Here is a 26,573-nt window from a genome sequence, read left to right as displayed (position 1 = left end):
CACATCCCCCGACCGGCCTGGTCAGGACGCCGGGAGATCGCGGCGCGGGTGGCGTGGGGCGTCAGGACGGCCGGGAGAGGTCGACGTCGGTCTCCAGGCCGTGCCGCCGGACGTGCTCGCGCAGCCGGCCCCCGGCCAGCGCGTCGAACAACTCCTTGCCGCGCTGCCGGTCGGGCAGCAGGACGTTCTGCCCGCCGATCCACGCCGACGGCCCGGTCGGCAGCGTCACGAAGGTGACCCGGTCGGGACCGATCCGCGCCAGCCGCATCGCCAGGGAGCGCAGCGTGCCGAAATCGGTCCGGGCGTCGACCGCGACCGACTCGCTGGCCGCGCGCAGGAACGCGTCGAGCTTGACCGGGTTGCTCAGCGTGCCGCCGTCGATCGCCTTGTCGGCCATGGCCCGGAGGAAGGCGTGCTGCCGCTTGACCCGGTCGAGGTCGCTGCCGGACAGGCCCTTGCGCTCGCGGACGAACCGCAGCGCCTTCGCGCCGTCGAGGTGGTTGCGGCCCGCGGGCCAGGACCAGCCGTTGCTCGGGTCGTGGATCGGCGCGTCCAGGTAGACGTCCACGCCGCCGAGCGCGTCGGTCATCCGCGCGAACCCGGCGAAGTCGACGGCGACCACGTGGTCGAGGCGGATCCCCGCCATGCGCTGCACGGTCTGCGCCAGCAGCGGCGGCCCGCCGTGTGCGAACGCCGCGTTGATCTTGGCTCGCGGATACCCGGGGATGTCGGTCCACAGGTCCCGCGGGATCGAGATGACGTAGGCGTGCCGCCCGTCCGGCGGCAGATGCAGCAGCATGATCGTGTCGGCGCGCGCCCGTCCCCCGGGCCGCCACTTGTCCCGCGCGGGGACGCCGCGCAGGTCCGAACCGAGCAGCAGCCAGTTCTGCCCGGGTTCGTCGGCGGCGGCCGGCCGCGCCGCGTGGCTCGGCAGCGCCTCGGGCAGCCGCTGGATGCGCCGGTCGTAGCTGTCGGCGCGCCACACCGCCACCCCGAAGGCCACCACGGCCAGCACCGTCGCCGCCACGCCCAGGCGCACCAGCACACGCCGGAGGCGCCCGCCGCCCGCACGCCGGCTCCATGACTTCATGGCAGGGGTCACCTCCGCAGCGGCCCGTCCCGTCCGCGACGCCGGGGTGTCTCCACCCGGTCCAACGCATGATCACCCACCCCGGTTCCCCGCCACGGCCCGCTATAACGCCCGTCATATCGCGCGTCCACCCCCGACACCCCCCAAACCGGTACAGCCGTTTTCGGCGATCCGGTCGATCAGTCCGGCCAGGAGCGCGGTGCGCGGCACGACGGAGGCGAGGTCGAGCCATTCGCCGGGCGAGTGGTGGGCGCCGCCGACCGGCCCCAGGCCGTCCAGGACGGCCGCGCCGGACGCCGCGACGATGTTGGCGCCGGAGCCGCCGGCGGCGACGCCCGCCCGCACGTGCAGGCCCAGCTCGAGGCCCACGCGGCGGGCGGTCTCGACCAACGCGGCGGTACGCGGGCCGCCCTCCCACGGGGGCACTGGGGCGTGCTGGATCACCTCGGCCGTCACCCCGGCGACCCCGTGACCGCGGGCCAGGCGGCGGATGTCGCCCAGGACGGCGTCGAAGTCGGCCACGCGGTCGGCGCGCACGTCGACGACGAGGCGGGCCGACTCGGCGACCACGCCGGGCGCCGTGCCCGCCCGCAGCACCCCGACGTGGACGCGCACCCCCGGACGGCCGCGGTCCAGCTCCTGGAGGGCGACGGTCAGCCGGGCCGCGGCCAGGGCGGCGTCGGCGCCCCGCTCGGCGTCGGCGCCCGCGTGCGCCGCCCGCCCGCGCAGGACGATCTCCACGTCCGCACCGCCCTTCCGGGCGGCGACCACGGCGCCGTCCGGGCGGGCGCACCGCAGGCACAGCGCCGCCGCCGCGCCATGGGCCTCGCGCCGCAGCACCGCCCGGCCCAGCGGGGAGCCGGTCTCCTCGTCCGGCGAACACACCAGCGTCACCTCGCCGTAGCGTTCGGCGCCGAGCAGGATCAGCGCCTCGACGGCGGCCAGGCCCACCAGCAGGCCGCCCTTGCCGGCGCAGACGCCGGGGCCGTACGCGCGGTCGCCGTCGACCCGCAACGGCCGCTCGGCCGCCGTTCCGGCGGGGAAGACGGTGTCCATGTGGCCGGTCAGCAGGATCTTGCGGCGGCCGGCGCCGCCGCGGCGGGCGACCAGGGCCGCCCGCCCGTCGCCCAGCCGGACCGGTTCCAGCCGCATCCCCGCGTCGCGGGCGTACCCGGCGACCAGCCCGGCCACCCGGTTCACGCCCGCCACGTCGGCGCTGCCGCTGTCGACCGCGACCAGCTCGGCCAGCCTGGCGGCATAGCGTTCGAGGCCGTGCGCGGCGGCAGCCGTGAGCGCCGCCGCCTCCGGGCCGGACGCGCCGGCACGCGGCCGCGCCGTCCCCGTCGTCGCCGTGCCTGTCCTCGCCGTGCCTGTCGTTGCCGTGCCTGTCGTCGCCGCCTCTGTCGTCGCCGCCCGGGTCGATGATGTCCCGGTCGATGCCAACGCGGCCGGAGTTCGTACGCTCATCCCTGTGCTCACCATCCGCACTCATATGACTACCTGTTGTGATCGAGGGTAACTACCCCGTGTGACAGACAGCACCACGGGGCACCGTCGCAGGGGCCGGCTGCTGATCATCGGCGGCGCGGAGAACCGCACGTGCGGCACCGGACCGCTGGAGACGTTCGTGCGGCTGGCGGGCGACGCCGCCGCGCGGGTGGTGGTGGTGACCACCGCCACCGAGATCCCCGAGGAGGTGACCGCCGAGTACACCGCCGCGTTCGGACGGCTCGGCGTGACCGCGGTGCGCGAGCTGCGGCTGCTGGGCCGGGCCGCGGCCGACGACCCCGGCGTGCTGGACGCCCTGGAGGAGGCCACCGGCGTGCTGTTCAGCGGCGGCGACCAGTCGCGCATCCGCACCCTGGTCGGGTCCCAGACCAACCGGCTGCTGCGCCGCCGGCTGGAGGAGGACGGCCTGGTGATCGCCGGGACCAGCGCGGGCGCCACCGCGATGGGCCACTGGATGATCCTGGGCGGCAAGGGCCACGAGGTCGCCGCGTCCACGGTGCGGGTCGGGCCGGGGCTGGCGCTGATGGACAACGTCCTGATCGACATGCACTTTCTGGAACGCGGGCGGCTGCCGCGCCTGCTCAGCGGCATCGCGCTGGACACCCGGCTGCTGGGCGTGGGGATCGACGAGGACACCGCGATCGTGGTCGGCGACGGCGCCTTCGAGGTGGTCGGCTCCGGCCTGGTCACGGTGGTGGACGCCGAGCGGGCCACGGTCGGCTACGCGGCGGGCGACGACGAGCCGATGGCGATGCTGCACGTCGACCTGCACATGCTCCCGGCGGGCTGCCGCTTCGACATGGACCGGCGCAGACCCGTCATCGGCCGGCGTCCCGGGGAGGAGTCCTGACCGATGCGCATCGACGCCCTGCGCCGCCTCGGCGGCCCGAACGTGTACCTGTCCCGTCCGGTGCTGGTGGCCCGGCTGGAGCTGGCGGAGCTGACCGAGCGGGAGACCACCGACCGTCCCGGCTTCGCCGAGCGGCTGGTGGAGCTGCTGCCGGGCCTGGCCGACCACCACTGCTCGGCCGGCCGTCCCGGGGGGCTGCTGGACGCGATGGCCCGAGGCACCTACTTCGGGCACGTCACCGAGCACGTGTCGCTGGAGCTGTCCTGCCTGATCGGCCGCGAGGTGTGCTTCGGCCGGACGGTGTGGGCTGGCGCCCCCGGCGTCTACGACGTGATCGTCGAGTGCCCGCGCGACGAGCCGTCCGGCAGCGCGGTCCCCGGAACCCTGCTGGCGCTGGCGGTGCGGACGGTGACCGGGGTGCTGGACGGGCGGCCGCCCGCGCTGGAACTGGAACTGGCCCGTGTCCGCGCCGAGTACGAGCGGACCCGCCTGGGCGTCAGCACCGCGGCGCTGGCGCGGGCGGCGCGGCGCCGGGGCGTGCCGGTGCGCCGGGTGGGCGAGCTGAACCTGCTGCACCTGGGGCACGGCCGGCACCGCCGCACGGTGTGGGCGGCGATGACCGACGAGACGTCGGCGATCGGCATGGAGATCGCCGCGGACAAGCGGCTGGCGCAGGTCGTGCTGGCCGAGGCGGGGATCCCGGTGCCCGAGGGGCGGCTGGTGACGAACGCCGCCGAGGCGCTGGACGCGCTGCGCGAGATCGGCGCGCCCGTGGTGGTCAAGCCGCTGTCGGGGCACCAGGGCGAGGGCGTGCGGATCGAGCTGTCCGAGCCCGCCGAGGTGCTGGCCGCGTTCCGCGCCGCGGCGGGCGTGGACGACAGGGTGCTGGTGGAGTCCTACGTCCCCGGCCGCGACTACCGGGTGCTGGTGGTCGGCGGGCGGATGGCGGCCGCGGCCGAGCTGACCGCCGCGCACGTCGTCGGCGACGGGACGGCGACGGTCGCGGCGCTGGTCGCCCGCGTCAACGCCGACCCGGCGCGGGGCGAGGGCCACGACCGGCCGCTGACGCGGCTGCGGCTCGGCGCGGCGGAGGTGGCGCACCTGGCCCGCCAGGGGCACCGCCGCGACACCGTTCCCGCCGACGGCGAGGTGGTGTGGCTGCGCCGCAACGCCAACCTGTCCACCGGGGGCACCAGCCGGGACGTGACGGACCTGGTGCACCCGCAGGTCGCGCGGATGTGCGTGCGGGCGGCCGCGGCGATCGGCATGGACGTGTGCGGGGTCGACCTGCGCCTGCCCGACATCGCGGCACCGCTGCCGTCCGATCCCGGCGCGGCGGGCGTGCTGGAGGTCAACGCCGCGCCCGGGCTGCGCATGCACCTGGAGCCGCACGAGGGCGAGGGCCGCGACGTCGCGGCGACGATCATCGACCTGATGTTCCCGCCGGGCACGCCGTCGCGGATCCCGATCGTGTCGGTCACCGGCACCAACGGCAAGACCACGACCGTGCGGATGGTCGCCCACATCCTCGCGCGCCGGGGCCTGCGGGTCGGCATGGCCTGCACCGAGGGCGTCTACGTCGAAGGGCGCGGGGCGGGCGGCCTGGTGTACAAGGCCGACGCGTCCGGGCCCCGGTCGGCCGGGATGGTGCTGGCCGACCGTTCGGTGGAGGCGGCGGTGCTGGAGACCGCGCGCGGCGGGATCGTCCGCCGCGGCCTGGGCTACGACCGCGCCGACGTGGCCGTGGTCACCAACATCACCGCCGACCACCTCGGCGTCGACGACACCCTCACCCTGGACGACCTGGTGCACATCAAGGCGCTGGTGGCCGAGGAGATCCGGCACGGCGGGCAGCTGGTGCTCAACGCCGACGACCCGCGGACGGCGGGCCTGGCCGAGCGTCCCTCCGTACGGCGGCGCGCGCCGGTGGTGCGGCTGTTCGGCGCCTCGGCGCGCAGCGAGGCCATCGCCCGGCACGTGGCGGCGGGCGGCGTGGCCTACTTCGTGGACGGCGGTGTGCTCATGGAGGCGGCCGGGGAGGAGCGCACGCCGCTGCTGCCGGTCGGCGAGATCGCCGGCGCGTTCGGCGGGCGCGCCGCGCACGTGGTCGCCAACGCCCTGGCGGCGGCGGCCGCCGCCCGCGCCCTCGGCACCCCGCCCGAGGTGGTCGCCGACGCGCTGCGCTCGTTCGCCCCGCACGACCGCAACCCCGGCCGCGGCTGCGTCTACCACGTCGGCGACAACCCGGTGCTGGTCGACTACGCGCACAACCCTGCGGCGGTCGCCGCGATCGGCGCGTTCGTGCGCCGCCAGTGGGACCGCCCGGGCGTGGCCGCCGTCACGCTGCCCGGCGACCGCGAGGACGCCCTGGTCGCCGAGACCGCCCGCGCGCTGGCGGACGCGTTCGGCCGCGTCGTGATCTACGAGGACGAGGACCTGCGCGGCCGGGCGCCCGGCGAGATGACCGCACTGATCATCCGCGGGCTGCGCGAGCGCCGCCCGGACGTGCGGCACGTCGCGGCCGGCGACCTGAAGAGCGCGCTGACCACGGCCCTGACCCTCGCCGACCCCGGCGAGCCGGTGCTGCTGATGTACGAGAAGCTGCAGCCGGTCACCGACCTCCTGCACACCCTCGGCGCCGTCCCCCACCCGCCGGGTGGCGGCTAGCCGCGGGTCCTGCGCGCGGCCCACCAGGTTCCGGCCGCCGCGACGCCGAGGAGGAGGACGAACGCCACGTCGGGCACGGCCCGCCCCATCCGCTGCGCCCACTGTTCGAGCGCGACCTCCCGGTCGGGGCCGAGCGGCGAGGGCAGCGCGGCCGTCCCCTCGAAGGCCAGGAACAGCCCGCCGACGGCGACGAACAGCAGCCCCGACGCCAGCGACGTGGTGTGCAGCCGCAGCGGGCCCACGGTGAACGGCCTGCCGCGCAGCCAGCGGCGGCGTCCCAGGTCGAACCGGTCCCACAGCAGCGCCAGCACGAACAGCGGCAGCGCCATGCCCAGCGCGTAGACGGCGAGGAGCACCCCGCCGTACAGCGGGTCCCCCTCCACGGCGGCCACGGTGAGGATCGCGCCCAGGATGGGACCCGCGCAGAAGCCCGCCAGCCCGTACACGGTGCCCAGCAGGTAGGTGGACACCGCCGACACCGGACGCAGCCGTCCGGCCGCCTCCTGCGCGCGTCCCGAGGCGAACCCCAGGCCGAGGATCTGCGCCAGCCCGAGCGCGATGACGATCACGCCTCCGGCGGTGACGAGCAGCCCGCGATGGCCGTTGAACAGCCGCGCGGCGGCCGACCCGGCCACGCCGAGCGGGACGAGCGTGGTGGCGAGCCCCGCGTAGAAGACGCCGGTGCGGGCCAGCAGCCGCACGGGCGCGGCGAACGAGTAGGCGAAGAACGCGGGCAGCAGCACCGCGCTGCACGGACTGACCAGGGCGAGCACGCCCCCGAGGAACGCCGCCGGATACCCGATGTCGATCACGTGCCCCCTCCCACGTGACCGGCAGGCTACTAGGGGCCGGGCCTACGCGGTGAGACCGGGCAGCGGCAGGCCGACGTAGTTCTCCGCCAGGCTGGTGGACGCGGCCTTCGACGACACGACGTAGTCCAGGTGGGAGCGCTGCAGGCGCAGGGCGAAGTCGTCGGCGGCCGGGTCGACGTGCAGCAGGGTGGTCATCCAGTACGAGAAGTGCTCGGCGCGCCACACCCGGCGCAGGCAGTGCTGCGAGTAGGCGTCCAGCAGCGTCTCGGACCCGGTCGCGTAGTACTCGGTCAGCGCGGCGGCCAGCACGGTGACGTCGGAGACGGCCAGGTTGAGCCCCTTGGCGCCGGTGGGCGGGACGATGTGCGCGGCGTCCCCGGCCAGGAACAGCCGGTCGTGCCGCATCGGCTCGGCGACGAAGCTGCGCATCGGGGTGACCGCCCTGTCGGTGATCGGCCCGGGGGTCAGCTCCCACCCGTCGTCGGTGGCGAACCGGGCGGCCAGCTCGTCCCAGATCCGCTGGTCCGACCAGGCGGCCAGGTCCTCGTCCGGCGCGACCTGCAGGTACAGGCGGCTGACCTTGGGCGAGCGCAGGCTGTGCAGGGCGAAGCCGCGGTCGTGGTTGGCGTAGATCAGCTCCTCGGTGGACGGCGGGACGTCGGCGAGGATGCCGAGCCAGGCGAACGGGTACTCGCGGGTGAACGTCCGCACGCCGGGCACGGCGGGACGCGACACCCCGTGGAAGCCGTCGCAGCCGGCGACGAAGTCGCACTCCAGGGTGTGCGTGCGGCCGTCCCGGCGGAACGTCACGCTCGGCGCGGACGGGTCGACCGCCACGACCTCGGCCTCGAAGCGGATGTCGCCGCCGTCGGCCAGGCGCCGCGCCACCAGGTCCTTGACGATCTCGGTCTGGGCGTAGACGGTGACCGTCCGGCCGGTCAGGTCGGTGAGCGGGATCCGGTGCCCGGCGCCGCCGAACCGCAGCTCCAGCCCGTGGTGCACCAGGCCCTCGCGGTCGAGCCGCTCCCCCACCCCGGCGTCGCGCAGCACGTCGGTGGTGCCCTGCTCCAGCATCCCGGCGCGCTGGCGGTGCTCGACGTACTCCCGGTCGCGGCTCTCCAGCACCACCGAATCGATGCCCTGCCGGTGCAGCAGCTGGGACAGCAGCAGTCCCGCCGGTCCGCCGCCAATGATCGCGACCTGGGTGCGCATGGCTCCTCCTCCTCGTGTCATCTGCGATCCTGGCGCCTGCCCCCGCCGGGTCAAGGCCCGATCTTCCGCCCACCGGAAACCGGCCGGTGGACTCGGACGGTGGACTCGGCCGGCGCGTCCGGGTCATTCGCCGGACGCGGCGGGCGGCGCGTCGCCGGGCGCGGGCGGCCGCGGCACCGCGGGTTCGACGCGCCAGTGCAGGGCCACGTCGCGCGAGAGCGCCCGCGCGGCGGTCATCAGCGGCGGCAGCAGCCGCCGCACGTCGGCGCTGCGGGTACGGGCGACCAGCGACAGGGCCGCCACGACCTCGCCGTCGGCGTCGCGGACCGGGACGGCGACCGAGGACGCGCCCACCGTCATGTCGTCGCGTGTGACGGCGTAGCCGTTGCGCCGCACCCGGGCCAGGACGTCCCGCAGCTCGTCCGGGTCGGTGATGGTGCGCGGCGTGTGCCGGGACAGCCCGGCCGCCAGGACCGGCTCGAGCACCTGCGGCGGCGCGAACGCCAGCAGCACCTGCCCCACTCCGGTGGCGTGCGGCGGCAGCGTGCTGCCGACCTGCGTGACCACGGGCACCGACCGGGTGCCGCGCAGCCGCTCCACGACCAGCGCCCGTCCCTCGCGCAGCACGGCGAGCTGCACGTTGTCGTGGGTGACCTCGTAGACGTCCTCCATGTGCGGCAGCGCCAGCTCGCGCAGGCCGGTGACGGCCGGGGCCTGGCTGCCGATGCGCCACAGGCGGGTGCCGATGCGGTAGGTGCCGTCGGGGAGGCGTTCCAGGAAGCCCCCGGCGACCAGCTCGCCCACCAGCCGGTGCCCGGTGGCCAGCGGCAGCCCGGCGCGGCGGCAGATCTCGCTGAGGTTGAGTCGGACGCCGCCGAGGGCGAAGGCGTCCAGGATCGCCATGACCTTGCGCGCCACGCTGGGCGGCCGCGTTCCGTCCGTCATCGCCCGCCACCCCCTCGTTCGGCCGCTACCCGGCCTCGGGCGTCCCGCTCGCCTGCTCCTCCTCGGCCAGTACCCGCTGGGCGACGGCGAAGGCGGAGTTGGCCGCGGGGACCCCGCAGTAGATCGCGCTCTGCAGCAGCACCTCTTTGATCTCGTCCGGCGTGAGCCCGTTGCGCAGCGCGGCCCGTACGTGCATGCCGAGCTCCTCGAGGTGGCCGCGGGCGACCAGGGCGGTGAGGGTGATGCAGCTGCGGGTGCGGCGGTCCAGGCCGGGCCGGGTCCAGATCTCGCCCCAGGCGTACCGGGTGATCAGGTCCTGGAAGTCGGCGGTGAAGTCGGTGGTGCGGGACACCGCCCGGTCGACGTGGGCGTCGCCGAGCACCTCGCGCCGCACCTTCATGCCGTCGGCGTGCCGCCGACGGTCGTCCACGGGCTGGTTGTTCGCGGAGGTCATGCGGGGAGTCCCTTCCAGGTGCGGTCCAGGTGCCGGGTGATCGCGCCGGTGACGGGGCCGGGGCGTTCGGCGTTGGCCAGGTGCCCGGCGCCGTCGACGACGACCAGGTCGGCGTCGGGGATACGGTCGGCGAGCACGTCGCCGTGACCCGCGGGCGGCGTGGGCACGTCCTCGGCGCCCGCGATCACCAGGGTGGGCGCGGTGATCCGGGCGAGCCGGTCGGTGACGTCGAAGGCCGCCAGGGCGTCGCAGCAGGCGGCGTACCCGGCCGGGTCGGTGGCGCGCAGCATCGCCACGTACGGGCCGGCGCCGGTGAAGCCGGGCGCGAACCACCGCTGCGCGGCGGTCTCGGCGACCGGCCCGACGCCCTCGCGGCGCACGAGCGCGGCGCGCTCGTGCCAGCCCTCCGGCGGGCCGAAGCGGGGGGACGTGCAGCACAGGATCAGGCTGGCGACGCGGTCGGGCGCGCTCAGGGCGAGCGCGGCGCCGACCGCCCCGCCCAGCGAGACCCCGGCGTAGGCGAACCTGGTGACGCCTTCGGCGTCGAGGATCTCCAGCACCTGGGCGGCCAGGTCGCCGACCGTGAGGGTCCTCCCGCCGCCGGGCGGGGGCGACTGGCCGTGGCCGGGCAGGTCGTACCGCAGCACCCGCCAGCGCTCGGTGAGCGCGGGCAGTTGCGGGGCCCACAGGCCGGTGGTGGTGCCCAGGGACGGGCCGAGGACGACGACGGGGGCGTCGCCGGGCCCGTCGACCTCGTGGTACAGGCTCACGTGCGGTTCCTCCGATACTCCCGGTACCGTGCCAGGGCCCGGTCGACCAGGGCCGGGGCGGCACCGGCGTCGGCGCGCCCGCCGTGCTCGGCCAGCACCTCCAGCAGGCCGTCGAGGTTGGCGCGCATGCGGTCGGGCGCGACCTCCAGGCCGTCCAGCAGCTCGGCGGCGGTCTCGGCGGCGCCGCCGGTCAGGCGCAGCATCTCGCGCAGCGGCTGCCACTCGGCGTGCCACTCCCCCGCGGGCCGCTCGTGCGGCGCGGCCTGCGCGGCGAAGACGATCTGCGCGTACGCCGGCACCTGCAGCGCCGCTGAGCGCACCAGCGTCGACAGCGCGGGATTGCGTTTGTGCGGCATCGCCGACGATCCGCCGCGTCCGGGTCCGGCGGCCTCGGCGACCTCGTCGACCTCGCTCTGGGCGAGCAGGACGACATCGGTGGCGATCTTGCCGAGGGCCCCGGCGACCAGCGCCAGCGCCCCGGCCAGCTCGGCCACGGGCGTGCGGCGCGTGTGCCAGGGCAGCTCGGGCTCGGCCAGCCCCGTCTGCGCCGCGTAGGCGGGCGGCAGGTCGAGCGCGTGCTCGCCGAACGCCGCAAGAGTGCCCGCGGCGCCGCCGAGCTGGACGGGCAGCCGCAGCGCCGCCAGCCGTTCCCGGGCGTCCAGGCAGCCCAGCAGCCATCCGGCCGCCTTGAGCCCGAAGGTGGACGGCACCGCCTGGCGCGCCAGCGTCCGCGCGGCCATCGGCGTGTCGCGGTGCCGTGCGGCGTGCCCGGACAGCGCGTCCAGCGCCCGGTCCAGATGCGCGAGGATCACGGCGCGGGCGCGGGACGCGACGAGCATCGCGGCGGTGTCGACGATGTCCTGGCTGGTGGCGCCCCGGTGGACGTGCCGCCCGGCCGGGCCCGCCAGCTCGCGCAGGTCGGCGATCAGCGGGACGACCGGGTTGCCCGCGCCGCGCGCCCGCCGCGCCAGGCCGGGCAGGTCGAACCGGTCGGCGCGGGCCGCCGCGGTGATGGCGTCGGCGGCCTCGCGCGGCACGATGCCGAGGTCGGCCTGCGCGCGGGCGAGCGCGGCCTCGGCGTCCAGCAGCGCCTGCAGCCACGCGGCGTCGCCGGTGGCCGCCTCGGCCTCGGTGCCCGCCCGCACGGGCGACAGCAGACCCGCGTCCGGCGAGAGAACCCCGGCGGACCCGCCAACAGTGGCGCCGCCGGACGCGGGGGCGGCCTCGGCGGGCCGTGGACGGTCAGAGGTCAAAGAAGACGGTCTCCCGTTCGCCCTGCAGGTGCACGTCGAAACGATACGACGCCTCGCCGTCGCGTTCGGCGATCAGGGTGGCGCGGCGGTCCTCCGGGACGACGCCGAGCACCGGGTCGCCGGCGTGGGCGGCGGTGTCCTCGGGGAAGTACACGCGGGTGAAGACCGGCTTGAGCAGGCCGCGCGCGAACACCAGCAGCGCGACGTAGGGGGCGCCGTCGCCGACGCGGCCGGGCTTGACCGTGCTGAACCAGTACTGGCCGGCCGGGTCGGTGCCGCAGCGGCCGAAGCCGGAGAAGTCGTGCCCGGCGCGGCGCAGCCCGCCCGGACGCCGGGGGATCTCGCCGTCGGCGTCGGCCTGCCAGATCTCCAGCAGCGCGTCGGGCACCGGGGCGCCCGCGCCGTCCAGCACCCGGCCGTGCAGCCGGATCGCGCCCGGCTGCCAGCCCGGGACGACCTTGGGGCCGTCGTCGTAGGGAAGCGCGTACCCGTAGAACGGCCCCACCGTCTGCGACGGGGTGACGCCGAACGCCGGGGTGGCCTCGCCGCTGGTCGCCGCCGTCACGATGCCTCCATCGGGGTGTCGCCGAGCACGATGTCGAACTGGTAGCCCAGGGCCCACTCGGGCTCGGTGGTGTCCATGTCGAAGCGGGAGATCAGCCGTTCCCGGGCCTTGGCGTCCGGGATCGACTGGAAGATCGGGTCGAACGGGAACAGCGGGTCGCCGGGGAAGTACATCTGGGTGACCAGCCGCTGGGTGAACGCCGTGCCGAACACCGAGAAGTGGATGTGCGCGGGCCGCCAGGCGTTGTGGTGGTTGCGCCAGGGGTAGGCGCCGGGCTTGATGGTGACGAACCGGTAGCGGCCGTCGTCGTCGGTCAGGCACCGGCCCGCCCCGGTGAAGTTGGGGTCGAGCGGCGCTGGGTGCTGGTCGCCGCCGTGCGCGTACCGTCCGGCGGCGTTGGCCTGCCACAGCTCGACCAGGGTGCCGCGGATGGGGCGGCCGGCGGTGTCCAGGACCCGGCCCGTCACGATGATGCGCTCGCCGAGCGGCTCGCCGGGGTGCTGACGGGTCAGGTCGGCGTCCAGCGCGCCCAGTTCCTGGTGGCCGAAGACCGGGGAGGTCAGCTCCACGCTGTCGGGCCCGAGCTTGGGCATCACCAGCGGCTGCGAGGGGGCGCGCAGGACGGTGCTCTTGTAGTCGGGATGCAGGTACGGGGGATGGGTCATGGCCCGGGTCCCTTCTCGTGCGGGCGTCTGCGTGGGGGTGGTCATGCCACGGAGGGGCCGGTGGCGGACGCGGACTCGGCGGACGCGTCGGCGGGCGCGTCGGCGACGGGGGGTTCGGTGCGTTCGCGGATCTCCTCGGCGGTGACGCCGGGGGCGGTCTCGACCAGCACCAGGCCGCCGGGGGTCACGTCCAGCACGCCGAGGTCGGTGATGATCCGGTCGACGCAGCGCGCGCCGGTCAGCGGCAGCGAGCACTCGTCGACGATCTTGGGGGAGCCGTCCCGGGCGGTGTGGGTCATCACCACGATCACCCGCCGGGCCCCGTGCACCAGGTCCATCGCGCCGCCCATACCCTTGATCATCTTGCCGGGCACCGACCAGTTGGCCAGGTCGCCGCGCGCCGAGACCTGCATGGCGCCCAGCACCGCGATGTCGATGTGGCCGCCGCGGATCATGCCGAACGACAGCGCCGAGTCGAAGCAGGACGCACCGGGCAGCGCGGTCACCGTCTCCTTGCCCGCGTTGATCAGGTCGGGGTCGACCTCGTCCTCGACCGGGTAGGGGCCGACGCCGAGGACGCCGTTCTCGGCGTGCAGCACCACGTGCCGTCCGTCCGGGACGAAGCCGGGGATCAGCGTGGGCAGCCCGATGCCGAGGTTGACATAGGCGCCGTCCGGCAGCTCGGCCGCGGCGCGCGCCGCGATCTCCTCCCTGGACCAGGGCATCAGCCCTCCCCTTCCGCACCGGCCGGCGCGTCCGCCGCCGGGGCGGGACGCGTCGTGCGCTTCTCGATCGGCTTGTCGGCGGCCTGCTCGGGGGTGAGCGGCACCACCCGCTGGACGAACACGCCGGGCAGGTGCACGGCGTCCGGGTCGATCTCGCCCGGCTCCACCAGCTCCTCGACCTCGGCGAGGGTGACGCGCCCGGCCATCGCGCACAGGGGGTTGAAGTTGCGGGCCGCCTTGTGGAACACCAGGTTGCCGTGGCGGTCGCCCTTGGCCGCGCGCACCAGCGCGAAGTCGGTGGTGATGGCCTCCTCCAGCACGTAGGAGCGGCCGCCGAACTCGCGCACCTCCTTGCGCGGCGAGGGCACGGCGACGCTGCCGTCGGGCGCGTACCGCCACGGCAGCCCGCCCTCGGCGACCAGCGTGCCCACCCCGGCGGGCGTGTAGAAGGCGGGGATGCCCGCGCCGCCCGCGCGCAGCCGTTCGGCCAGCGTGCCCTGCGGCATCAGCTCGACCTCGATCTCACCGGCGAGGTACTGGCGGGCGAACTCCTTGTTCTCGCCCACGTAGGAGCCCATCGCCCGCACGATGCGGCCCGCGGCCAGCAGCTGCCCCAGGCCGCGGCCGTCCAGGCCGCAGTTGTTGGACACCACCGTCAGCCCGCCGGATCCCCGCTCGAACAGCGCCCCGATCAGCGCGGTGGGCACCCCGCACAACCCGAAGCCACCCACGGCCAGCGAGGCTCCGTCACCGATGTCGGCGACGGCCTGCGCCGCCGAGGCCACGACCTTGTCCATGTGCCTCCCGCCCGCGTCGCGCGCGGCGCCCCCGCCGGTGCGTCCGCCGCCGGGGTCGGCAGGGTTCGGCGTCATCGGCGGGCCGCCGCCTGGTTCGTTGCGCGCAGCGGGCCCGGAGCCGTCCGCGTCCGGGACCGCCGCCATCACCCACCCTGGCAGCGGACCGGTCCGGTGAGGAGGCCGTTTTTCCGCTCAGTGGAAACTCAGGCGGGTGCGGGCAGCGCCTCCGGCAGGCCGAACACGGGGAACAGCGTGGTGTCGAAGAACGTCGAGGTGCGCTCCACGCCGTGCGGGCCGAGCGTGAGGACCTGGAGCTGGAACGGCCGGTGCACGCCGTCCTCGCCGCGCCGGTACATGGCGAAGGCGGGCTGCCCGTTGGCGGCGGTCGGCACCATCCGCAGCTCCCCCGGCTCGGGGTCGCACTGGGCGGCGATGAGCCGCACGATGTGCTCGCGGCCGACGAACCACTCGGGGAACGGCGGCATCTCCCAGACCGCGTCCTCCTTGAACAGCTCGACCAGCGCCGTCATGTCGGCGTTCTCGAACGCGGCGGCGTAGCGGTCGAGCAGCGCGCGCTGCTCGGGGTCGGCGGGCTCGACGACGTCGTCCCGGGCGGGCGCGATCTGCTCCAGCTGGGCGCGGGCGCGCTGCAGGGCGCTGTTGACCGCGGCGGTCGAGGTGTCGAACAGCTCGGCGACCTCGGCGGCCTTCCACTTGAGCACGTCCCGCAGGATCAGCACCACCCGCTGCTTGGGCGGCAGGTGCTGGAGCGCGGCGATGAACGCCAGGCGCATGCTCTCGCGGGAGGCGACGATGGCGGCCGGGTCGGCGGCGTCGCCGCCCATCGCCGTGTCGGGCATCGGCTCCAGCCACGGGACCTCGGGCGCGGCCACGACGGGCTTCTCCGGCTCGGCGGAGGGCGCGCCCAGGCCGGACGGCATGGGCCGGTTGCCGCGCTGGTCGATCGCGGTCAGGCAGACGTTGGTGGCGATGCGGTACAGCCAGGTGCGCAGGGACGAGCGCCCCTCGAACCGGCCGTAGGAGCGCCACGCCCGCAGGTAGGTCTCCTGCACCAGGTCCTCGGCGTCGTGGATGGACCCCAGCATCCGGTAGCAGTGCGCGAGCAGCTCCCGCCGGTAGGGGTCGGCGAGCCGCTGGAAGTCGCCGTCCTGCGCGTCGCTCGGGGCGGTGCGCTGCCGGTCCTGGTCGACGGTCGGATGGGCCATGGTCGTCACCTTCGTCACAGGGCGCTGAGCCGGTTCGGTTCCGACGTTAGGCCAGCCCTCTGACAGAACGCGATTAAAACATCGATGTACCGGTTGACCAGGGACGACGGTGGAAATTACCGCACCGTCTCAGAACTCGTGGCCGCCGGGGCGGCCATTGCGTACCGGGCGACGGGAGAGGCGAACACCGCGACGAGCCTGCGGTCGGTGACGTCGGGACGCGTCTCGCCGTGCGCGACGGCGCACGCCGGGTCTGGTCGGGTCATACCCGCAGTCTGTCCCGGCCCCCCGCGCGCGGTCCAGCGGCGTCCTCCCGCGTGCGCCTCCGCCCTGTTCACGTAATGTCCGCGCGTTCCGTCGGACCGGTATGGCAGGGTTCATCCAGCATCAACGGATCTTGGAGGGGGCACGTGACGGATCCGAGCGAGGGCATGACCGATCCCCGGCTGCAGGCGCAGGGCGAGCTGAGCATGGCGCGGCTCGCGCTCGACGACGGGGAACTGCGGCACGCGGCCGACCATGTCGCCAGGGCGCTGGTGTGCGACCCCGTCCTGCCCGAGGCGCACGAGCTGCTGGCGGCGCTGGCCGCGCACCCGCGGGGCGGCGCGGACCTGTTCCCCCTGGACCAGCCGGTGTTCCTGGGCACGGTCGTGGCGCGCGCGCACGTGCTGGCGTCCCGGGGCGAGCCGCAGCAGGCGTTGTCGCTGCTGGTGTCGGCGCAGAGTCACGAGCCCGGGGGCGCCTGGGCGGACGTGCCGTGGATGCGCGACCCCGCCCTGCCCGCCCGGCTGGCGCCCGACGACGTCAGCATGCTGGTCATGCGGCTGGCGAGCGGGCTGGGCGATCCGGTGCCCGAGGACGAGCGGCCGCCGCTGCGGCCGTTCTGCGACCTGGCCCGCGCCATGTGCGCCGCGCACCCGGGGCACGGCGCGATGCTGTGGACGTCCTCGATCCTGATGCGCCGCGTGGGCGCCACGGGCGAGGCCATCGAGCTGGCGGCGCGTTCGGAGTCGGTGGAGCCGTCGTTCCACGCGGCGATGGCGCTGGGGTACGCCTACCGCGCCGAGCGGCGCTACCAGGAAGCCGAGCAGGCGTGGCTGCGCGCGCTGCGCTTCGACCCGGGCAACCTGGCCCTGTACACCGACATCGGGGAGCTGCTCGCGCTCGCCGGTCGCCCGGCCGACGGCCTGGCATGGGTCGAGCGCGCGTTGCAGCAGGACCCGCGCGACCCCAGCGCCTTCCCCACGGCCTGCGGGATGCGCTTCGAACGCGACGGCGACCTGGCCCACCTGGTGGCGCTGGCGGACTACATGCGCGAGCACCCCGACAACGGCCACGCCGACAGCGTGCTCACCCACCATTCGCAGCGCCTGTACTGGCTGGGGCACATCCCGCAGCCGGGCGAGGCGGTCATCAACGTGCTGCGCCAGGTCCTCTCCGACGAGGGCCCGCAGGACCCCACCGGCATCTCGCTGACCATCTCCGCTCCGGAGCCGCCCAGCGCGCTGCTGGCGTTCGCGGCGTCGCTGGGGGTCTCCGACGGCGTCACCATCACCCAGGTGCCCGAACCGGACGCGCGCCGCCCCGTGCCCGAGGTGTTCGCCGACGGGCCGGTGCGCGCGGTGCGCGGAAGCGTGTGGGCGTACCAGGGCACCCTTGCGCGGCCCGCCATGGCCCCTCCGTCCCAGGCCGCCGTGCAGGCCGTCCACGGCCTGGCGGGCCATCGGTGGCGTCACCTGCCCGCCGCCTACGACGACGCGGTGCGGCTGTCCGGGCTGAGCCTCAACGACCTGCTGGGGCTGCTGGTGCACCCACCGGTGCCGCACGAGGTTCCTCCCCTGCACCGCGCCGACTGGATCCGCTCGGTGCAGGCGTGGACGTGCCTGGGCATCGCGCACTTCCAGGCCGACCAGCCCTGGCACGGGTCCGAGCGCAGGGCCGTGCTGGTGGACCTGGCGTACGGGCCCGAGGACTGGGTGTCGGAGATGGCGCTCGCGGCCATGATCGCCACCGCGTGGGTCGACCCGGGCGTGCGCGCCGACGTCGCCGAGCTGGTCGCCTGGCGTTTCATGGCGGCCATCCAGGCGAGCCAGAGCCGTCCCGTCACCGTGCTGGAGTCGCTGGCGTTCCTGGTGCGGGCCACCCCGGACGTGCATCCGGAGGTGCGCTCCCTCGCCGACGACGTCGTGGCGCCCCCGGACCCCCGCGCCACCGCCTAGCCGTCGCGCGCCGCGCCTCCCCGCTGCTCTTTCGCCGCCCGTACCGCGTCCGCGAGCCCTCTTTCACCCGCGGGTCATGCCTGCCAAGCTGAGGGGCACAATTCGAAGAGGGAGGCGCGGAGGCGAGGCACCATGATCGCGAGACCGGAGGGCGGCCCGCGCGTGGTCGTGGGGGTCGACGACTCCCCCGGGGCCCGGTGCGCCCTGTCGTGGGCCATCGGCGAGGCCCGGCTTCGCGGCCTGCCATTGTTGATCGTGCACGCCGCGCCGCTGCCGCCGCACGTGTCGGCGGCGGGCCAGCTCGGCTCGGGGGTCACCGAGGCGCTGCGCTCGGCGGGCGCGGAGCTGATCGCGCAACTGCTCGACGAGGTGGCCAACGGCACCCCGTGCGGCGTGGAGATGTCGGCGATGGCGCTGGTCGGCGAGCCGGGCGCGGCCCTGGTGCGGCTGGCCCGCGAGGACGACATCCTCGTCGTCGGGCAGGGCTCCCGGGGGCTGTGGTCGCGGCTGGTGCGGCCGTCGGTGCGGCTGCACTGCGCGCGGCGCAGCAGGGCCACGTTCGTGTGCGTGCGGCCACCGGCGTTCGAGTCGCTGCTCAACGACCTGGCCGGGCAGGACGACGGTCCCGAACGCTCCCGTCTGCGCCGCATGCTCGGCTGGGGCGGCTGGCAGCACACGACCTGAACGCGCCGCCCGCCGCGGCCGGCGGAGCAGCACCCCGGAGCAGGCGGACGGCCGGCGGCCGTCCCCGGCGGCCTGAGGCGCCGCGCCCGCCGGCGCAGTGGAGGCGGAGGCCGCACCCCCGGGGGCGGAGGTCAGACCGAGGGCAGGTCCACCAGGTCGGCCAGCGCCGCGCGGTGCTGGTCGGGCGTCCCGAGGGCGATGGCCGCGGACTTGGCGCGCTTGAGGTAGAGGTGCGCGGGGTGCTCCCAGGTGAAGCCGATGCCGCCGTGCATCTGCACGCATTCCTCGGCGGCCTTCACCGCGACGGCCGAGCAGTGGGCCTGGGCGAGCGCCACGGCGACGGCGGTGTCCGGGTCGCCGGAGGCCAGGCAGGACGCGGCGTAGCGGGCCACCGCGCGGGCCTGCGTGACCGACGTCCACAGGTCGGCGAGGCGGTGCTTGAGGCCCTGGTACGAGCCGACCGGGCGGCCGAACTGGTAGCGGGTCTTCAGGTACTCCACGGTGGACTCCAGGCACCGTTCGGCCAGGCCGAGCTGCTCGGAGGCCAGCATGGCGGCGCCGGCGGCCAGGGCGGCGCGCACGGCGGCGTCGCCCTCGGCGACGCGGCGCGCGGGCACGCCCGGCAGCGCGATGTCGCACAGGCGCCGGGTCATGTCCAGCGAGGTCACCGGGGTGCGGCGGGCGTCGGCGGCGTCGACCGCGTACAGGCCGTCGGGCGCGGGCACCAGCAGCACGTCGGCGGCCGCGCCGTCGGCGACGCTGGTGACGGTGCCGGTCAGCGCGCCGTCCTCCACCCGGACGGACGTGCCGAGCGGGGCCCTGGGCGCCGTGTTGAACGGCACCGCCACAACGGCGATCTTCTCTCCGGCGGCCAGCTCGGCGAGCAGGTCTCCCCCGGCCTCGCCGGCGGCCAGCAGCGCGGCGGTGGCCAGGACGGCGCTGGACAGGAACGGGACGGGCGCCACCGCGCGGCCGAGCTCCTCCATCACCACGGCGGTCTCGCGCCAGGACGCTCCCGCGCCGCCGTGCTCCTCGGGCACCGGCAGCCCGGCGCAGCCGAGCTGGACGGCCACGGCCTGCCACAGGGCCGCGTCGTACGGCTCGTCCTTCTCGATGCCCGCCAGCACGTCGGTCCAGGGGCACCGGTCGTCGAGCACCCGGCGGACGCCGCCGCGCAGGTCGTCCTCGATCTCGCTGTAGAGCAGGTTCGTCACGGGCGTTCCTCCGTCGGCCCCGGGGTGGTCACGCGCTCGGTCACTTGGGGCTCGGTCACTCGGGGCTCGGTCACTTGGGCAGGTCCTTCCACGCCACGTCCTTGTCGACCCTGATCTCGCCGGGCAGGCCGAGCACCCGTTCGGCGATGATGTTGCGCAGGATCTCCGAGGTGCCGCCCTCGATCGAGTTGCCCTTGGCGCGCAGGTAGCGGTAGCCGGGCGAACGGCGGGTGAAGTCGACCTCGGTGGGACGGCGCATCGTCCAGTCGTCGTAGCGCAGGCCGTCCTCGCCGAGCAGTTCCAGCTCCAGCCCGGAGATCTCCTGGTTGAGCCGGGCGAAGGCGAGCTTGGCGGCCGAGCCCTCGGGGCCGGGGGCGCCGGCGGCCAGCTGCTGGCGCAGCCGCTCGCCGGTCAGGCGGGCCGCCTCGGCCTCCACCCACAGCCGCAGCAGCGTGTCGTGCAGCCCGGGGGTGCGCAGCTCGGGACGGTCGCGCCACAGCCCCGCCACCACGCCGATCATGCCGCCCTCGCGGGGGACGGCGTTGCCGCCGATGGCGACCCGCTCGTTCATCAGCGTGGTGGTGGCCACCCGCCAGCCCTCGCCGACCTCGCCGAGCCGGTGCTCGTCGGGGATGCGCACGTCGGTGAGGAAGACCTCGTTGAACTCGGCCTCGCCGGTGATCTGCCGCAGCGGCCGCACCTCGACGCCGGGCGCGGTCATGTCGCAGACGAAGTAGGTCATGCCGCGGTGCTTGGGCACGTCCGGGTCGGTGCGGGTGACCAGGATCGCCCAGCGCGCCTCGTGCGCCATGGACGTCCACACCTTCTGGCCGTTGACGATCCAGTGGTCGCCGTCGCGCACGGCGCGGGTGCCGAGCGCGGCCAGGTCCGATCCGGCGCCCGGCTCGCTGAACAGCTGGCACCAGATCTCCTCGCCCGTCCACAGCGGGCGCAGGAAGCGCTTCTTCTGCTCCTCGGTGCCGTAGGCCAGGATCGTGGGCGCGGCCATGCCGAGGCCGATGCCGTTGCGCTCGGGGTCGTTGCGCGGCGCCCCCGCCGCGGCGAACTCGGCGTCCACGACCGGCTGCAGGGCGCGCGGCGCGCCCAGCCCGCCCAGGCCCGGCGGGTAGTGCACCCACGCCAGTCCGGCGTCGAACCGGGCCCGCAGGAACGCCGGCCGTTCCATGCCGGACGGATCGTGGTCGGAGAGGAAGCTTCGGACCCGCTCACGCAGGTCGTCGGCGTCCGGCGGTGCTGAGCTCAAGGGGCGGACCTCCGTGGGACGAGCGGCGCCGCGGCCGCGGTGCCCGACATACCAACTGGTCGGTATGGTCACCCTAGGAACAGCCGCCGACCGCGTCAACAGCGCGCCGGAGCCCCACGCGGATCCCGGGGCCCGGCGCGCCGTCTCGGCGGGAGAGGCGGCCGGTCAGCGGGACGGGACGGCGTCCAGCTCACCGGGCAGCGGGTCGCGGTGCAGCACCGTCAGGCTGGTGACGGCGCGGGTGAGCACCACGTACAGGCGGGCCAGGCCGCGCGGCTCGGCGGCCACGATCTCCGCGGGCTCCACGACGATCACGTGGTCGTACTCCAGGCCCTTGGCGAGCGTCGCCGGGACGACCAGCAGCCGGTCCCCGTCTCCGGTGTCGGGGCCGAGCAGCCCGTGCGGCACCCCCGCGCCGGCGAGCGCCTCGGCGTGGGCGGCGGCCATGGCGTCGGGGACGATCAGCCCGACGGAGCCCTCGCGTTCCAGCGCCCGGCGCGCCTCCGCGACGACGGCCTCGGCCAGGTCGGGCACCTGGCGCACCGTCAGGGCGTCCGTTCCCGCGCGCAGGGAGCGGGGCGCGGCCAGGCCGGGGGCGATGTGCGGCAGGAGCCGGGCCGCGTAGTCCAGGACCGCGCCGGGGACGCGGAAGCCCAGCGTCAGCTCCGTCACCTGCCCGTCCTGGCCGAGGTGGCGCAGCACCTCGTCCCACGAGCGCGCCGACCAGGCGGTGGTGCCCTGGGCCAGGTCGCCGAGCACCGTCGCCGAGCCGGTGGCGCAGCGGCGGCCGAGGGCGCGCAGCTGCATCGCCGAAAGGTCCTGCGCCTCGTCCACCACGATGTGCCCGAGGGACGGGGTGCGCTCGATGAGGTCGTTCAGCTCGTCCAGCAGGGCGCGGTCGGCGGCGGTCCATTTCGCCGACCGGTGCGAGCGGTACGGCTTGCGCCACAGCAGCGCGGCCTGCTCGTCCTCGCCGAGCACGCCCTTGGCGGCGGTGCGCAGCAGGTCGGCGTCCGACAGCAGGCGGTACAGCACCTGCTCGGCGGTGACCTTGGGCCACACCTGGTCGACGAGCTGTTTGACGGGCCGGGACCGGGCCACCTGGTCCTGGACGCGGTCGTCGGGCGCCTCGCCGCGCCGTTCCATCAGCACCAGCACCTGGTGCGCCAGCCGCTGGGCGAACGCGGCGCGGCCGTTGGCGTAGCGCATCGTCCCGCGCAGCGACGCGGCGATCTCGCGCACCTCGTGGTCGGCGAGCCGGAACCGGCTGACCCCGCGGGTGTAGAGCAGGCCCTCCTCGGGCTTGCGGATCTGCCGCCACAGGGCCCGGCGCAGCACCTCGGCCATCCGGGCGTCGCCCTTGAGCGCGGCGACGTCGGCGGGCTCCCCGGCGGCGGGCGCGCCGAGCAGGTCGTCCACGGTGGCCTGGTCGACGCGGATCTCGCCGAGCGCGGGCAGCACCGCGGAGATGTAGGCCAGGAACGCGCGGTTCGGCCCGACGATCAGCACGCCGGAGCGGGCCAGCCGCTCCCGGTGGGCGAACAGCAGGTAGGCGGCGCGGTGCAGGCCGACGGCCGTCTTGCCGGTGCCGGGGGCGCCCTGCACGCACACGGTGTCGGGCAGGCCGGCGCGGACGATCTCGTCCTGGTCGGGCTGGATGGTGGCGACGATGTCGCGCATGGGGCCGGTGCGGGGCCGTTCGATCTCCCTGGTGAGGATGCTCGACGGGCCGAGGGAGCGGCCGTCGAGCGGCTCGTCCTCGTAGGCGGTCAGCTCGCCGCCCTGGAAGCCGAACCGGCGGCGCCGCCGCCAGCCCATGGGGTCGGCGGACCCGGCGCGGTAGAAGGCCCGGGCGACCGGGGCGCGCCAGTCGAGCACCAGCGGGCGGCCCTCGTCGCCGTCGTGGACGTGGCGCCGTCCGACGTACATGGTGGCGGGCAGGTCGCCGCCGCGTCCGTCGCGCGCGTCCATGCGGCCGAAGAACAGCGGGGTGTCGGGCTGGTCGGCCAGCGCGGCGACCCGCTGGTCCAGCAGCGACTCCAGGTACTGCCGCGACACCCAGTCGGCGGCCACGTCGGCCGACAGGGAGCGGGCGGTCTCGCGCATGCGCCGCAGCGCCGCGCGCGACTCGGCGAGGTGCGCCCGCTCGGCGGCGAGCACCGCCTCGCTGTCGGCGGGCTCGTCCTGCGGCCCGTCCTGGGAGAGCCCGTCTTGGGGTTCGGCTTGCGGGGGCTCGGCCGGCGGGGGCTCGGTCTCGCCGGTGTCCGGCTCCTCGGGCGATTCGCGCGCTACGGCCGTCGGGTCGGCGGGCATGCGTGTACTCCTCCGCGTGTGATGGTGGGTGACGCCGGGGCGTGGCCGGCGTCAGGCGAAACCATCGAGCTTAGCCGCGTTCCCGATCATGTGGTGGGACGTCGCGGAGGAGCCGTCCGGATGCGGACAGGCGTGCGCCGCCCCGCGTCCGGAGACGCGGGGCGGCGATGCCGCCGAGGAAAGCCGGGGCTCAGCGGTGGCGGGCCACCTCGTAGGCGGCGCAGCCGATGAGCTCCAGGGACACCTGCAGGCGCGGCAGGCTGATGTTGCCCTCGATGGTGTCCTCGGGGGTGTGGTAGACGGGCTCCAGCTGGCTGGGGGCCTCCTCGCCGCGCCAGCTGAAGTTGCCCGCGGCGATGCCGCGCTCGTAGAACGCCTCGTGGTCGCTGGAGCCGCGGGCCGTCGGGCCCTTGGTCTGGCCGACGTAGCCGAGCCGTTCGGCCGCCGCGGCGACCGCGGCCGTGGTGGTGTTGTTCGCGCCGTCCACCGACAGCAGCCAGTACGTGCCCGCGGGCGGGTGGCTGGTGGCGACCATGTCGTTCTGGAAGCAGCCGGTGATCTGGGCGACGCCCGCCTCGTCCAGCTGCTTGACGTAGTGACGGGCCCCGACCAGGCCGATCTCCTCGGCGCCCCACAGGCAGATGCGGATGTCCTGCTGGGTGGGCAGGCGGCGCAGCACGCGGGCCAGCTCCAGGCACAGCACGGTGCCGCTGCCGTCGTCGTTGCCGCCGGGCGAACCGGGGACGCTGTCGTAGTGGGCGCTGATGATGACCGCCTTGCCCTGCGGGTTGGGGAAGGTGGCCTTGCGCTCGGCGAGCACGTTGTAGGAGGTCAGCCCGGTGTGCTTGGTGACCTCCAGGGACAGCCGCCGGACGCCGCCGCGGATGCGCTCGGCGTGGTACTCGGCGATGCCCAGCACCGGAACGGCCACCGGCTCGGCCAGGTTCGGGAAGAAGGTCGACGCCTTGCGCTCGGGGTAGGTCGCGGTCCGCACGTTCTGGATGAGGACGGCGACGGCGCCCTTGGCGGCCGCGGCCTTGGCCTGGGCCAGTTCCTGGCCGGCGACCCGGGTGAACAGCGCGATCTTCCCGGTGAGGTCGGCGGTGACGGTGGTGGCGCCGCCGAGGTCGACGACGTCGCCCTTGGCACGGCCCACGGCGCCGTTGGCCGCGGCGGCGCTCTGCCAGTCCTCGCGGCCCGCGCGCAGGACGGCCAGGCTCTTGTCGGGGATGCCGAACGGCTGCAGCGTCACCTTGTAGCCGAGGTCGCGCAGCACTCCGGCGATGTACTTGGCGGCGGCGTGCTCCTGCCTGGTGCCGCACACCCGCCAGCCGATCTCGTCGCTGAGGACCTTGAGGTGCTTGAGGGCGCGGCGCGCGTCGACGCGGGCGACCACGGCCTTGTCGGCGGTGGACAGCGACGGGGGGCGGACGGCGCCGGGGCGCTGCCGGGTGGCGGCGGCCGCGGTGCCGGGCAGCAGTCCGACGGTGGCGAAGCCCGCGACGGCCGCGGCTCCGGCCAGCAGGTCGCGACGCTTGACCGGCGCCGTCTTCTTCTGCGACATGGCGTCTCCTCGGGATATGAGGGCAGGCGGCGACGTCGGCCCCGGCCGGATCGCGGTCCGGGCGGCCGGCGGTCGACCTGCGACGGAGATCAGGGGGCGCCCTGTTCGCGGCGAAACTACGGAACGCGCCTTTTGGGGGGCAATGTCGCGCCTCGTTCCGAAACCTAACCGTGATCAACTTTGGCCGTCTTGCCCACCCCCGGGCACGTCAGTATCGTGACGACTCACTGGTGATCCACGTCACACCGGAAGGCGGTGGGTCGTGCGGGACGGAGAGCCCGGGCTGCGCGTGTGCGGCGTCACCGTGCGGCGCCGCGGGGTGACCGTGCTCGACGGCGCGGACCTGACGGCGCCGCCCGCGACGGTCACCGGACTGGTCGGGCCGGACGACGCGGGCGCCGCCGCCCTCGCCGACGTGGTCTGCGGCCTGCTGCGGCCCGCGTGCGGCAGCGTCCACCTGGACGGCGCCGACCTCATCCGCCGGGCCCCGCGCCTGCGCGGCCGCCGGGGCGTGGCGCGCACCTTCCGCCGCCCCGAGGTGTTCCGCGGGCTCACCGTGCGGGAGAACGTGCTGGTCGCGGCGCAGGCGCACGCGCTGACGCGGGAGGTGCCCGGCCGCTCCCGCCGCGACCGGCGGCGGATCCGGCGGGCCGCGTGGCGGGAGGCCGGGACGGTCGCCGACGCGCTGCTGGAGCGCCTCGGCATCACCGCGTACGCGGGGCGGCGCGCCGGCCGGGTGCCGCCCGGCGTGGCGCGGCTGGTCGAACTGGCGCGGGCGCTGGCCGCCGACCCGCGCCTGCTGGTGCTGGACGAGCCGTCCGCGGGGCTGTCGGTCCCGCAGACGCGCGCGCTGGAGGTGCTGCTGCGCGAGGTGGCGGCCGAGGGCCCGGCGGTGCTGCTGATCGAACGGGACCTGGAGCTGATGATGGGCGTCTGCGATCGGCTCCACCTCATGCGCGGCGGCCGGGTCGTCGCGTCGGGCTCGCCGTTCGAGGTGCGCGAGACCTGCCGGCCCCGCCCGGCGCCGGTCGCCGGCCGCTGACCGCCGCCCACCAGGCGTCACGCCCGGCCCGCCGCGGTCCGGCGGCCGGCCGGGCGGCGATAATGACGGCACACGGTGGCCGTGCCGGATCTGGCCCGCGCCACGAGCCGACGCCGAAAGCGAGACGCGCATGACGACCGAGCGGCGCCCCGTCCGGGAGGCCCTGCTCGACGCGGCCGCCGAGATCCTCACCCGCGACGGGTACCGGGGACTGCGGATGCGGGACGTGGCGGAGGCCGCCGGGGTGAGCCGCCAGACCGTCTACAACGAGTTCGGCGACAAGTGGGGGCTGGCCCAGGCGGTCGTCATGCGCCACAACGACCGGTATCTGGACGGCATCGACCGGGTGCTGTCCGAGCACGCCGACCTGTACTCGGCGGTGGCCGCCGCCGTCGTCTACACGATCGAGACCGCCGCCGACGACCCGATCAACAAGACCGTGCTCACCGGCGCCGACGGGGACGAGCTGCTGCCGCTGCTGACCACGCAGGCCGAGCCGCTGCTGTTCACCGCCCGCACCCGCATCATCGACCACGCCACCGCCCAGTGGCCCGACCTGGACCCGGTGGCCCTCACCGAGATGGCCGACGTCGCCATCCGGCTGACGATGAGCCACATGATGCTGCCGCACGAGCCGCCCGAGCGCGTCGGCCACCTCATCGCCCGCCTCGTCACCCGCTACCTGGCCCCGGCCACGGGAACGCGCGACGCCCGAGGTTCTTGATCGTCGCCT

At 75.5% G+C, this 26,573-nt stretch carries 24 protein-coding genes; 6 read left to right on the top strand and 18 right to left on the bottom strand.

The features are described from left to right. Window positions 1-61: 61 nt before the first annotated feature. Entirely contained in the window at window positions 62-1,090 is a 1,029-nt protein-coding gene (locus ABD811_RS36000) for an LCP family protein (RefSeq protein WP_344956721.1), read from the bottom strand. A 114-nt stretch (window positions 1,091-1,204) separates the two neighbouring features. Then, window positions 1,205-2,557, bottom strand: coding sequence for a M20/M25/M40 family metallo-hydrolase (locus tag ABD811_RS35995; protein ID WP_344956719.1), 1,353 nt, complete (start codon window positions 2,555-2,557; stop codon window positions 1,205-1,207). A gap of 61 nt (window positions 2,558-2,618) precedes the next feature. On the opposite strand from ABD811_RS35995, the gene ABD811_RS35990 reads away from it, so the two are divergent. Both ABD811_RS35990 and cphA read left to right on the top strand, forming a co-directional pair. Further along, a complete protein-coding gene (locus tag ABD811_RS35990; protein WP_344956718.1) occupies window positions 2,619-3,449 on the top strand; it encodes a cyanophycinase in 831 nt (276 codons plus the stop codon). A 3-nt stretch (window positions 3,450-3,452) separates the two neighbouring features. Continuing rightward, on the top strand, window positions 3,453-6,116 hold the full coding sequence (gene cphA, locus ABD811_RS35985) for a cyanophycin synthetase (RefSeq protein ID WP_344956717.1): 2,664 nt from the start codon (window positions 3,453-3,455) through the stop codon (window positions 6,114-6,116). Here cphA and ABD811_RS35980 read toward each other — a convergent pair. The 12 genes from ABD811_RS35980 to ABD811_RS35925 all read right to left on the bottom strand — a co-directional run bounded on the left by ABD811_RS35980 (window position 6,113) and on the right by ABD811_RS35925 (window position 15,806). After that, window positions 6,113-6,925, bottom strand: a complete 813-nt coding sequence (locus tag ABD811_RS35980) for a cytochrome c biogenesis CcdA family protein (protein WP_344956847.1) — start codon at window positions 6,923-6,925, stop codon at window positions 6,113-6,115. The genes cphA and ABD811_RS35980 overlap by 4 nt on opposite strands. Window positions 6,926-6,970: 45 nt before the next feature. Then, window positions 6,971-8,140, bottom strand: a complete 1,170-nt coding sequence (locus ABD811_RS35975) for a 4-hydroxybenzoate 3-monooxygenase (protein ID WP_344956715.1) — start codon at window positions 8,138-8,140, stop codon at window positions 6,971-6,973. A 123-nt stretch (window positions 8,141-8,263) separates the two neighbouring features. After that, entirely contained in the window at window positions 8,264-9,085 is an 822-nt protein-coding gene (locus ABD811_RS35970; RefSeq protein WP_344956713.1) for an IclR family transcriptional regulator, read from the bottom strand. A gap of 25 nt (window positions 9,086-9,110) precedes the next feature. Then, window positions 9,111-9,539 carry a 4-carboxymuconolactone decarboxylase gene (pcaC, locus tag ABD811_RS35965; RefSeq protein WP_344956711.1) on the bottom strand — a complete coding sequence of 143 codons (429 nt, stop codon included), beginning with the start codon at window positions 9,537-9,539 and terminating at the stop codon, window positions 9,111-9,113. Then, the gene (gene pcaD / locus ABD811_RS35960; protein WP_344956709.1) at window positions 9,536-10,309 is read right to left on the bottom strand and encodes a 3-oxoadipate enol-lactonase; all 774 of its coding nucleotides are present in this window, start codon (window positions 10,307-10,309) and stop codon (window positions 9,536-9,538) included. Before pcaD ends, pcaC begins: the two co-directional genes overlap by 4 nt. Next, the gene (gene pcaB, locus ABD811_RS35955) at window positions 10,306-11,562 is read right to left on the bottom strand and encodes a 3-carboxy-cis,cis-muconate cycloisomerase (RefSeq protein WP_344956707.1); all 1,257 of its coding nucleotides are present in this window, start codon (window positions 11,560-11,562) and stop codon (window positions 10,306-10,308) included. Before pcaB ends, pcaD begins: the two co-directional genes overlap by 4 nt. After that, window positions 11,552-12,127: a protocatechuate 3,4-dioxygenase subunit alpha gene (gene pcaG / locus ABD811_RS35950; protein ID WP_344956705.1), complete on the bottom strand. Its 576-nt coding sequence runs from the start codon at window positions 12,125-12,127 to the stop codon at window positions 11,552-11,554. The genes pcaB and pcaG overlap by 11 nt, the downstream gene beginning before the upstream one ends. Then, window positions 12,124-12,792 carry a protocatechuate 3,4-dioxygenase subunit beta gene (gene pcaH / locus ABD811_RS35945; RefSeq protein ID WP_344956704.1) on the bottom strand — a complete coding sequence of 223 codons (669 nt, stop codon included), beginning with the start codon at window positions 12,790-12,792 and terminating at the stop codon, window positions 12,124-12,126. The genes pcaG and pcaH overlap by 4 nt, the downstream gene beginning before the upstream one ends. A gap of 41 nt (window positions 12,793-12,833) precedes the next feature. Beyond that, a complete protein-coding gene (locus ABD811_RS35940) occupies window positions 12,834-13,517 on the bottom strand; it encodes a 3-oxoacid CoA-transferase subunit B (protein ID WP_344956702.1) in 684 nt (227 codons plus the stop codon). Then, a complete protein-coding gene (locus ABD811_RS35935; RefSeq protein ID WP_425549495.1) occupies window positions 13,517-14,389 on the bottom strand; it encodes a CoA transferase subunit A in 873 nt (290 codons plus the stop codon). The genes ABD811_RS35940 and ABD811_RS35935 overlap by 1 nt, the downstream gene beginning before the upstream one ends. Window positions 14,390-14,517: 128 nt before the next feature. Continuing rightward, the gene (locus tag ABD811_RS35930) at window positions 14,518-15,540 is read right to left on the bottom strand and encodes a sigma-70 family RNA polymerase sigma factor (protein WP_344956700.1); all 1,023 of its coding nucleotides are present in this window, start codon (window positions 15,538-15,540) and stop codon (window positions 14,518-14,520) included. 116 nt (window positions 15,541-15,656) lie between these two features. Continuing rightward, entirely contained in the window at window positions 15,657-15,806 is a 150-nt protein-coding gene (locus tag ABD811_RS35925; RefSeq protein WP_344956698.1) for a hypothetical protein, read from the bottom strand. A gap of 144 nt (window positions 15,807-15,950) precedes the next feature. Between ABD811_RS35925 and ABD811_RS35920 the strand changes: the two genes are divergently transcribed. Then, a complete protein-coding gene (locus ABD811_RS35920; protein WP_344956696.1) occupies window positions 15,951-17,759 on the top strand; it encodes a tetratricopeptide repeat protein in 1,809 nt (602 codons plus the stop codon). 132 nt (window positions 17,760-17,891) lie between these two features. Beyond that, window positions 17,892-18,443 (top strand): universal stress protein, encoded by a 552-nt coding sequence (locus tag ABD811_RS35915; protein ID WP_344956694.1) that lies wholly within the window; start codon window positions 17,892-17,894, stop codon window positions 18,441-18,443. 131 nt (window positions 18,444-18,574) lie between these two features. Here ABD811_RS35915 and ABD811_RS35910 read toward each other — a convergent pair whose 3' ends face one another. The 4 genes from ABD811_RS35910 to ABD811_RS35895 form a co-directional block, all read right to left on the bottom strand. After that, window positions 18,575-19,657: an acyl-CoA dehydrogenase family protein gene (locus tag ABD811_RS35910; RefSeq protein ID WP_344956692.1), complete on the bottom strand. Its 1,083-nt coding sequence runs from the start codon at window positions 19,655-19,657 to the stop codon at window positions 18,575-18,577. 70 nt (window positions 19,658-19,727) lie between these two features. Further along, a complete protein-coding gene (locus ABD811_RS35905) occupies window positions 19,728-20,921 on the bottom strand; it encodes an acyl-CoA dehydrogenase family protein (RefSeq protein ID WP_344956690.1) in 1,194 nt (397 codons plus the stop codon). A gap of 165 nt (window positions 20,922-21,086) precedes the next feature. Continuing rightward, a complete protein-coding gene (locus tag ABD811_RS35900) occupies window positions 21,087-23,234 on the bottom strand; it encodes a HelD family protein (RefSeq protein ID WP_344956688.1) in 2,148 nt (715 codons plus the stop codon). 190 nt (window positions 23,235-23,424) lie between these two features. Continuing rightward, a complete protein-coding gene (locus tag ABD811_RS35895) occupies window positions 23,425-24,798 on the bottom strand; it encodes a M28 family peptidase (RefSeq protein WP_344956687.1) in 1,374 nt (457 codons plus the stop codon). Between the two features lie 262 nt (window positions 24,799-25,060). Between ABD811_RS35895 and ABD811_RS35890 the strand changes: the two genes are divergently transcribed. Together ABD811_RS35890 and ABD811_RS35885 are read left to right on the top strand one after the other, a co-directional pair. Beyond that, window positions 25,061-25,840 carry an ATP-binding cassette domain-containing protein gene (locus ABD811_RS35890; RefSeq protein ID WP_344956686.1) on the top strand — a complete coding sequence of 260 codons (780 nt, stop codon included), beginning with the start codon at window positions 25,061-25,063 and terminating at the stop codon, window positions 25,838-25,840. 130 nt (window positions 25,841-25,970) lie between these two features. Beyond that, a complete protein-coding gene (locus ABD811_RS35885; RefSeq protein ID WP_344956684.1) occupies window positions 25,971-26,564 on the top strand; it encodes a TetR/AcrR family transcriptional regulator in 594 nt (197 codons plus the stop codon). Window positions 26,565-26,573 lie beyond the last annotated feature (9 nt).

The sequence above is a fragment of the Actinomadura miaoliensis genome (assembly GCF_039536785.1).
In the GTDB taxonomy this organism is placed as follows: domain Bacteria; phylum Actinomycetota; class Actinomycetes; order Streptosporangiales; family Streptosporangiaceae; genus Spirillospora; species Spirillospora miaoliensis.
The sequence above is the reverse complement of the archived record's forward strand: the minus strand, read 5'-3'. Positions and strand labels throughout refer to the sequence as shown.

Excerpts from the sequence above, each read along its gene's own strand:
- ABD811_RS35995 (WP_344956719.1), bottom strand. The coding sequence starts at position 2,557 with ATGAGCGTACGAACTCCGGCCGCGTTGGCATCGACCGGGACATCATCG.
- ABD811_RS35935 (WP_425549495.1), bottom strand. The coding sequence starts at position 14,389 with ATGACGCCGAACCCTGCCGACCCCGGCGGCGGACGCACCGGCGGGGGC.
- cphA (WP_344956717.1), top strand. The coding sequence starts at position 3,453 with ATGCGCATCGACGCCCTGCGCCGCCTCGGCGGCCCGAACGTGTACCTG.
- ABD811_RS35940 (WP_344956702.1), bottom strand. The coding sequence starts at position 13,517 with ATGCCCTGGTCCAGGGAGGAGATCGCGGCGCGCGCCGCGGCCGAGCTG.
- ABD811_RS35900 (WP_344956688.1), bottom strand. The coding sequence starts at position 23,234 with ATGCCCGCCGACCCGACGGCCGTAGCGCGCGAATCGCCCGAGGAGCCG.
- pcaH (WP_344956704.1), bottom strand. The coding sequence starts at position 12,792 with ATGACCCATCCCCCGTACCTGCATCCCGACTACAAGAGCACCGTCCTG.
- ABD811_RS35915 (WP_344956694.1), top strand. The coding sequence starts at position 17,892 with ATGATCGCGAGACCGGAGGGCGGCCCGCGCGTGGTCGTGGGGGTCGAC.
- ABD811_RS35925 (WP_344956698.1), bottom strand. The coding sequence starts at position 15,806 with ATGACCCGACCAGACCCGGCGTGCGCCGTCGCGCACGGCGAGACGCGT.
- ABD811_RS35895 (WP_344956687.1), bottom strand. The coding sequence starts at position 24,798 with ATGTCGCAGAAGAAGACGGCGCCGGTCAAGCGTCGCGACCTGCTGGCC.
- ABD811_RS35970 (WP_344956713.1), bottom strand. The coding sequence starts at position 9,085 with ATGACGGACGGAACGCGGCCGCCCAGCGTGGCGCGCAAGGTCATGGCG.
- ABD811_RS35885 (WP_344956684.1), top strand. The coding sequence starts at position 25,971 with ATGACGACCGAGCGGCGCCCCGTCCGGGAGGCCCTGCTCGACGCGGCC.
- ABD811_RS35975 (WP_344956715.1), bottom strand. The coding sequence starts at position 8,140 with ATGCGCACCCAGGTCGCGATCATTGGCGGCGGACCGGCGGGACTGCTG.
- pcaC (WP_344956711.1), bottom strand. The coding sequence starts at position 9,539 with ATGACCTCCGCGAACAACCAGCCCGTGGACGACCGTCGGCGGCACGCC.
- ABD811_RS35930 (WP_344956700.1), bottom strand. The coding sequence starts at position 15,540 with ATGGCCCATCCGACCGTCGACCAGGACCGGCAGCGCACCGCCCCGAGC.
- ABD811_RS36000 (WP_344956721.1), bottom strand. The coding sequence starts at position 1,090 with ATGAAGTCATGGAGCCGGCGTGCGGGCGGCGGGCGCCTCCGGCGTGTG.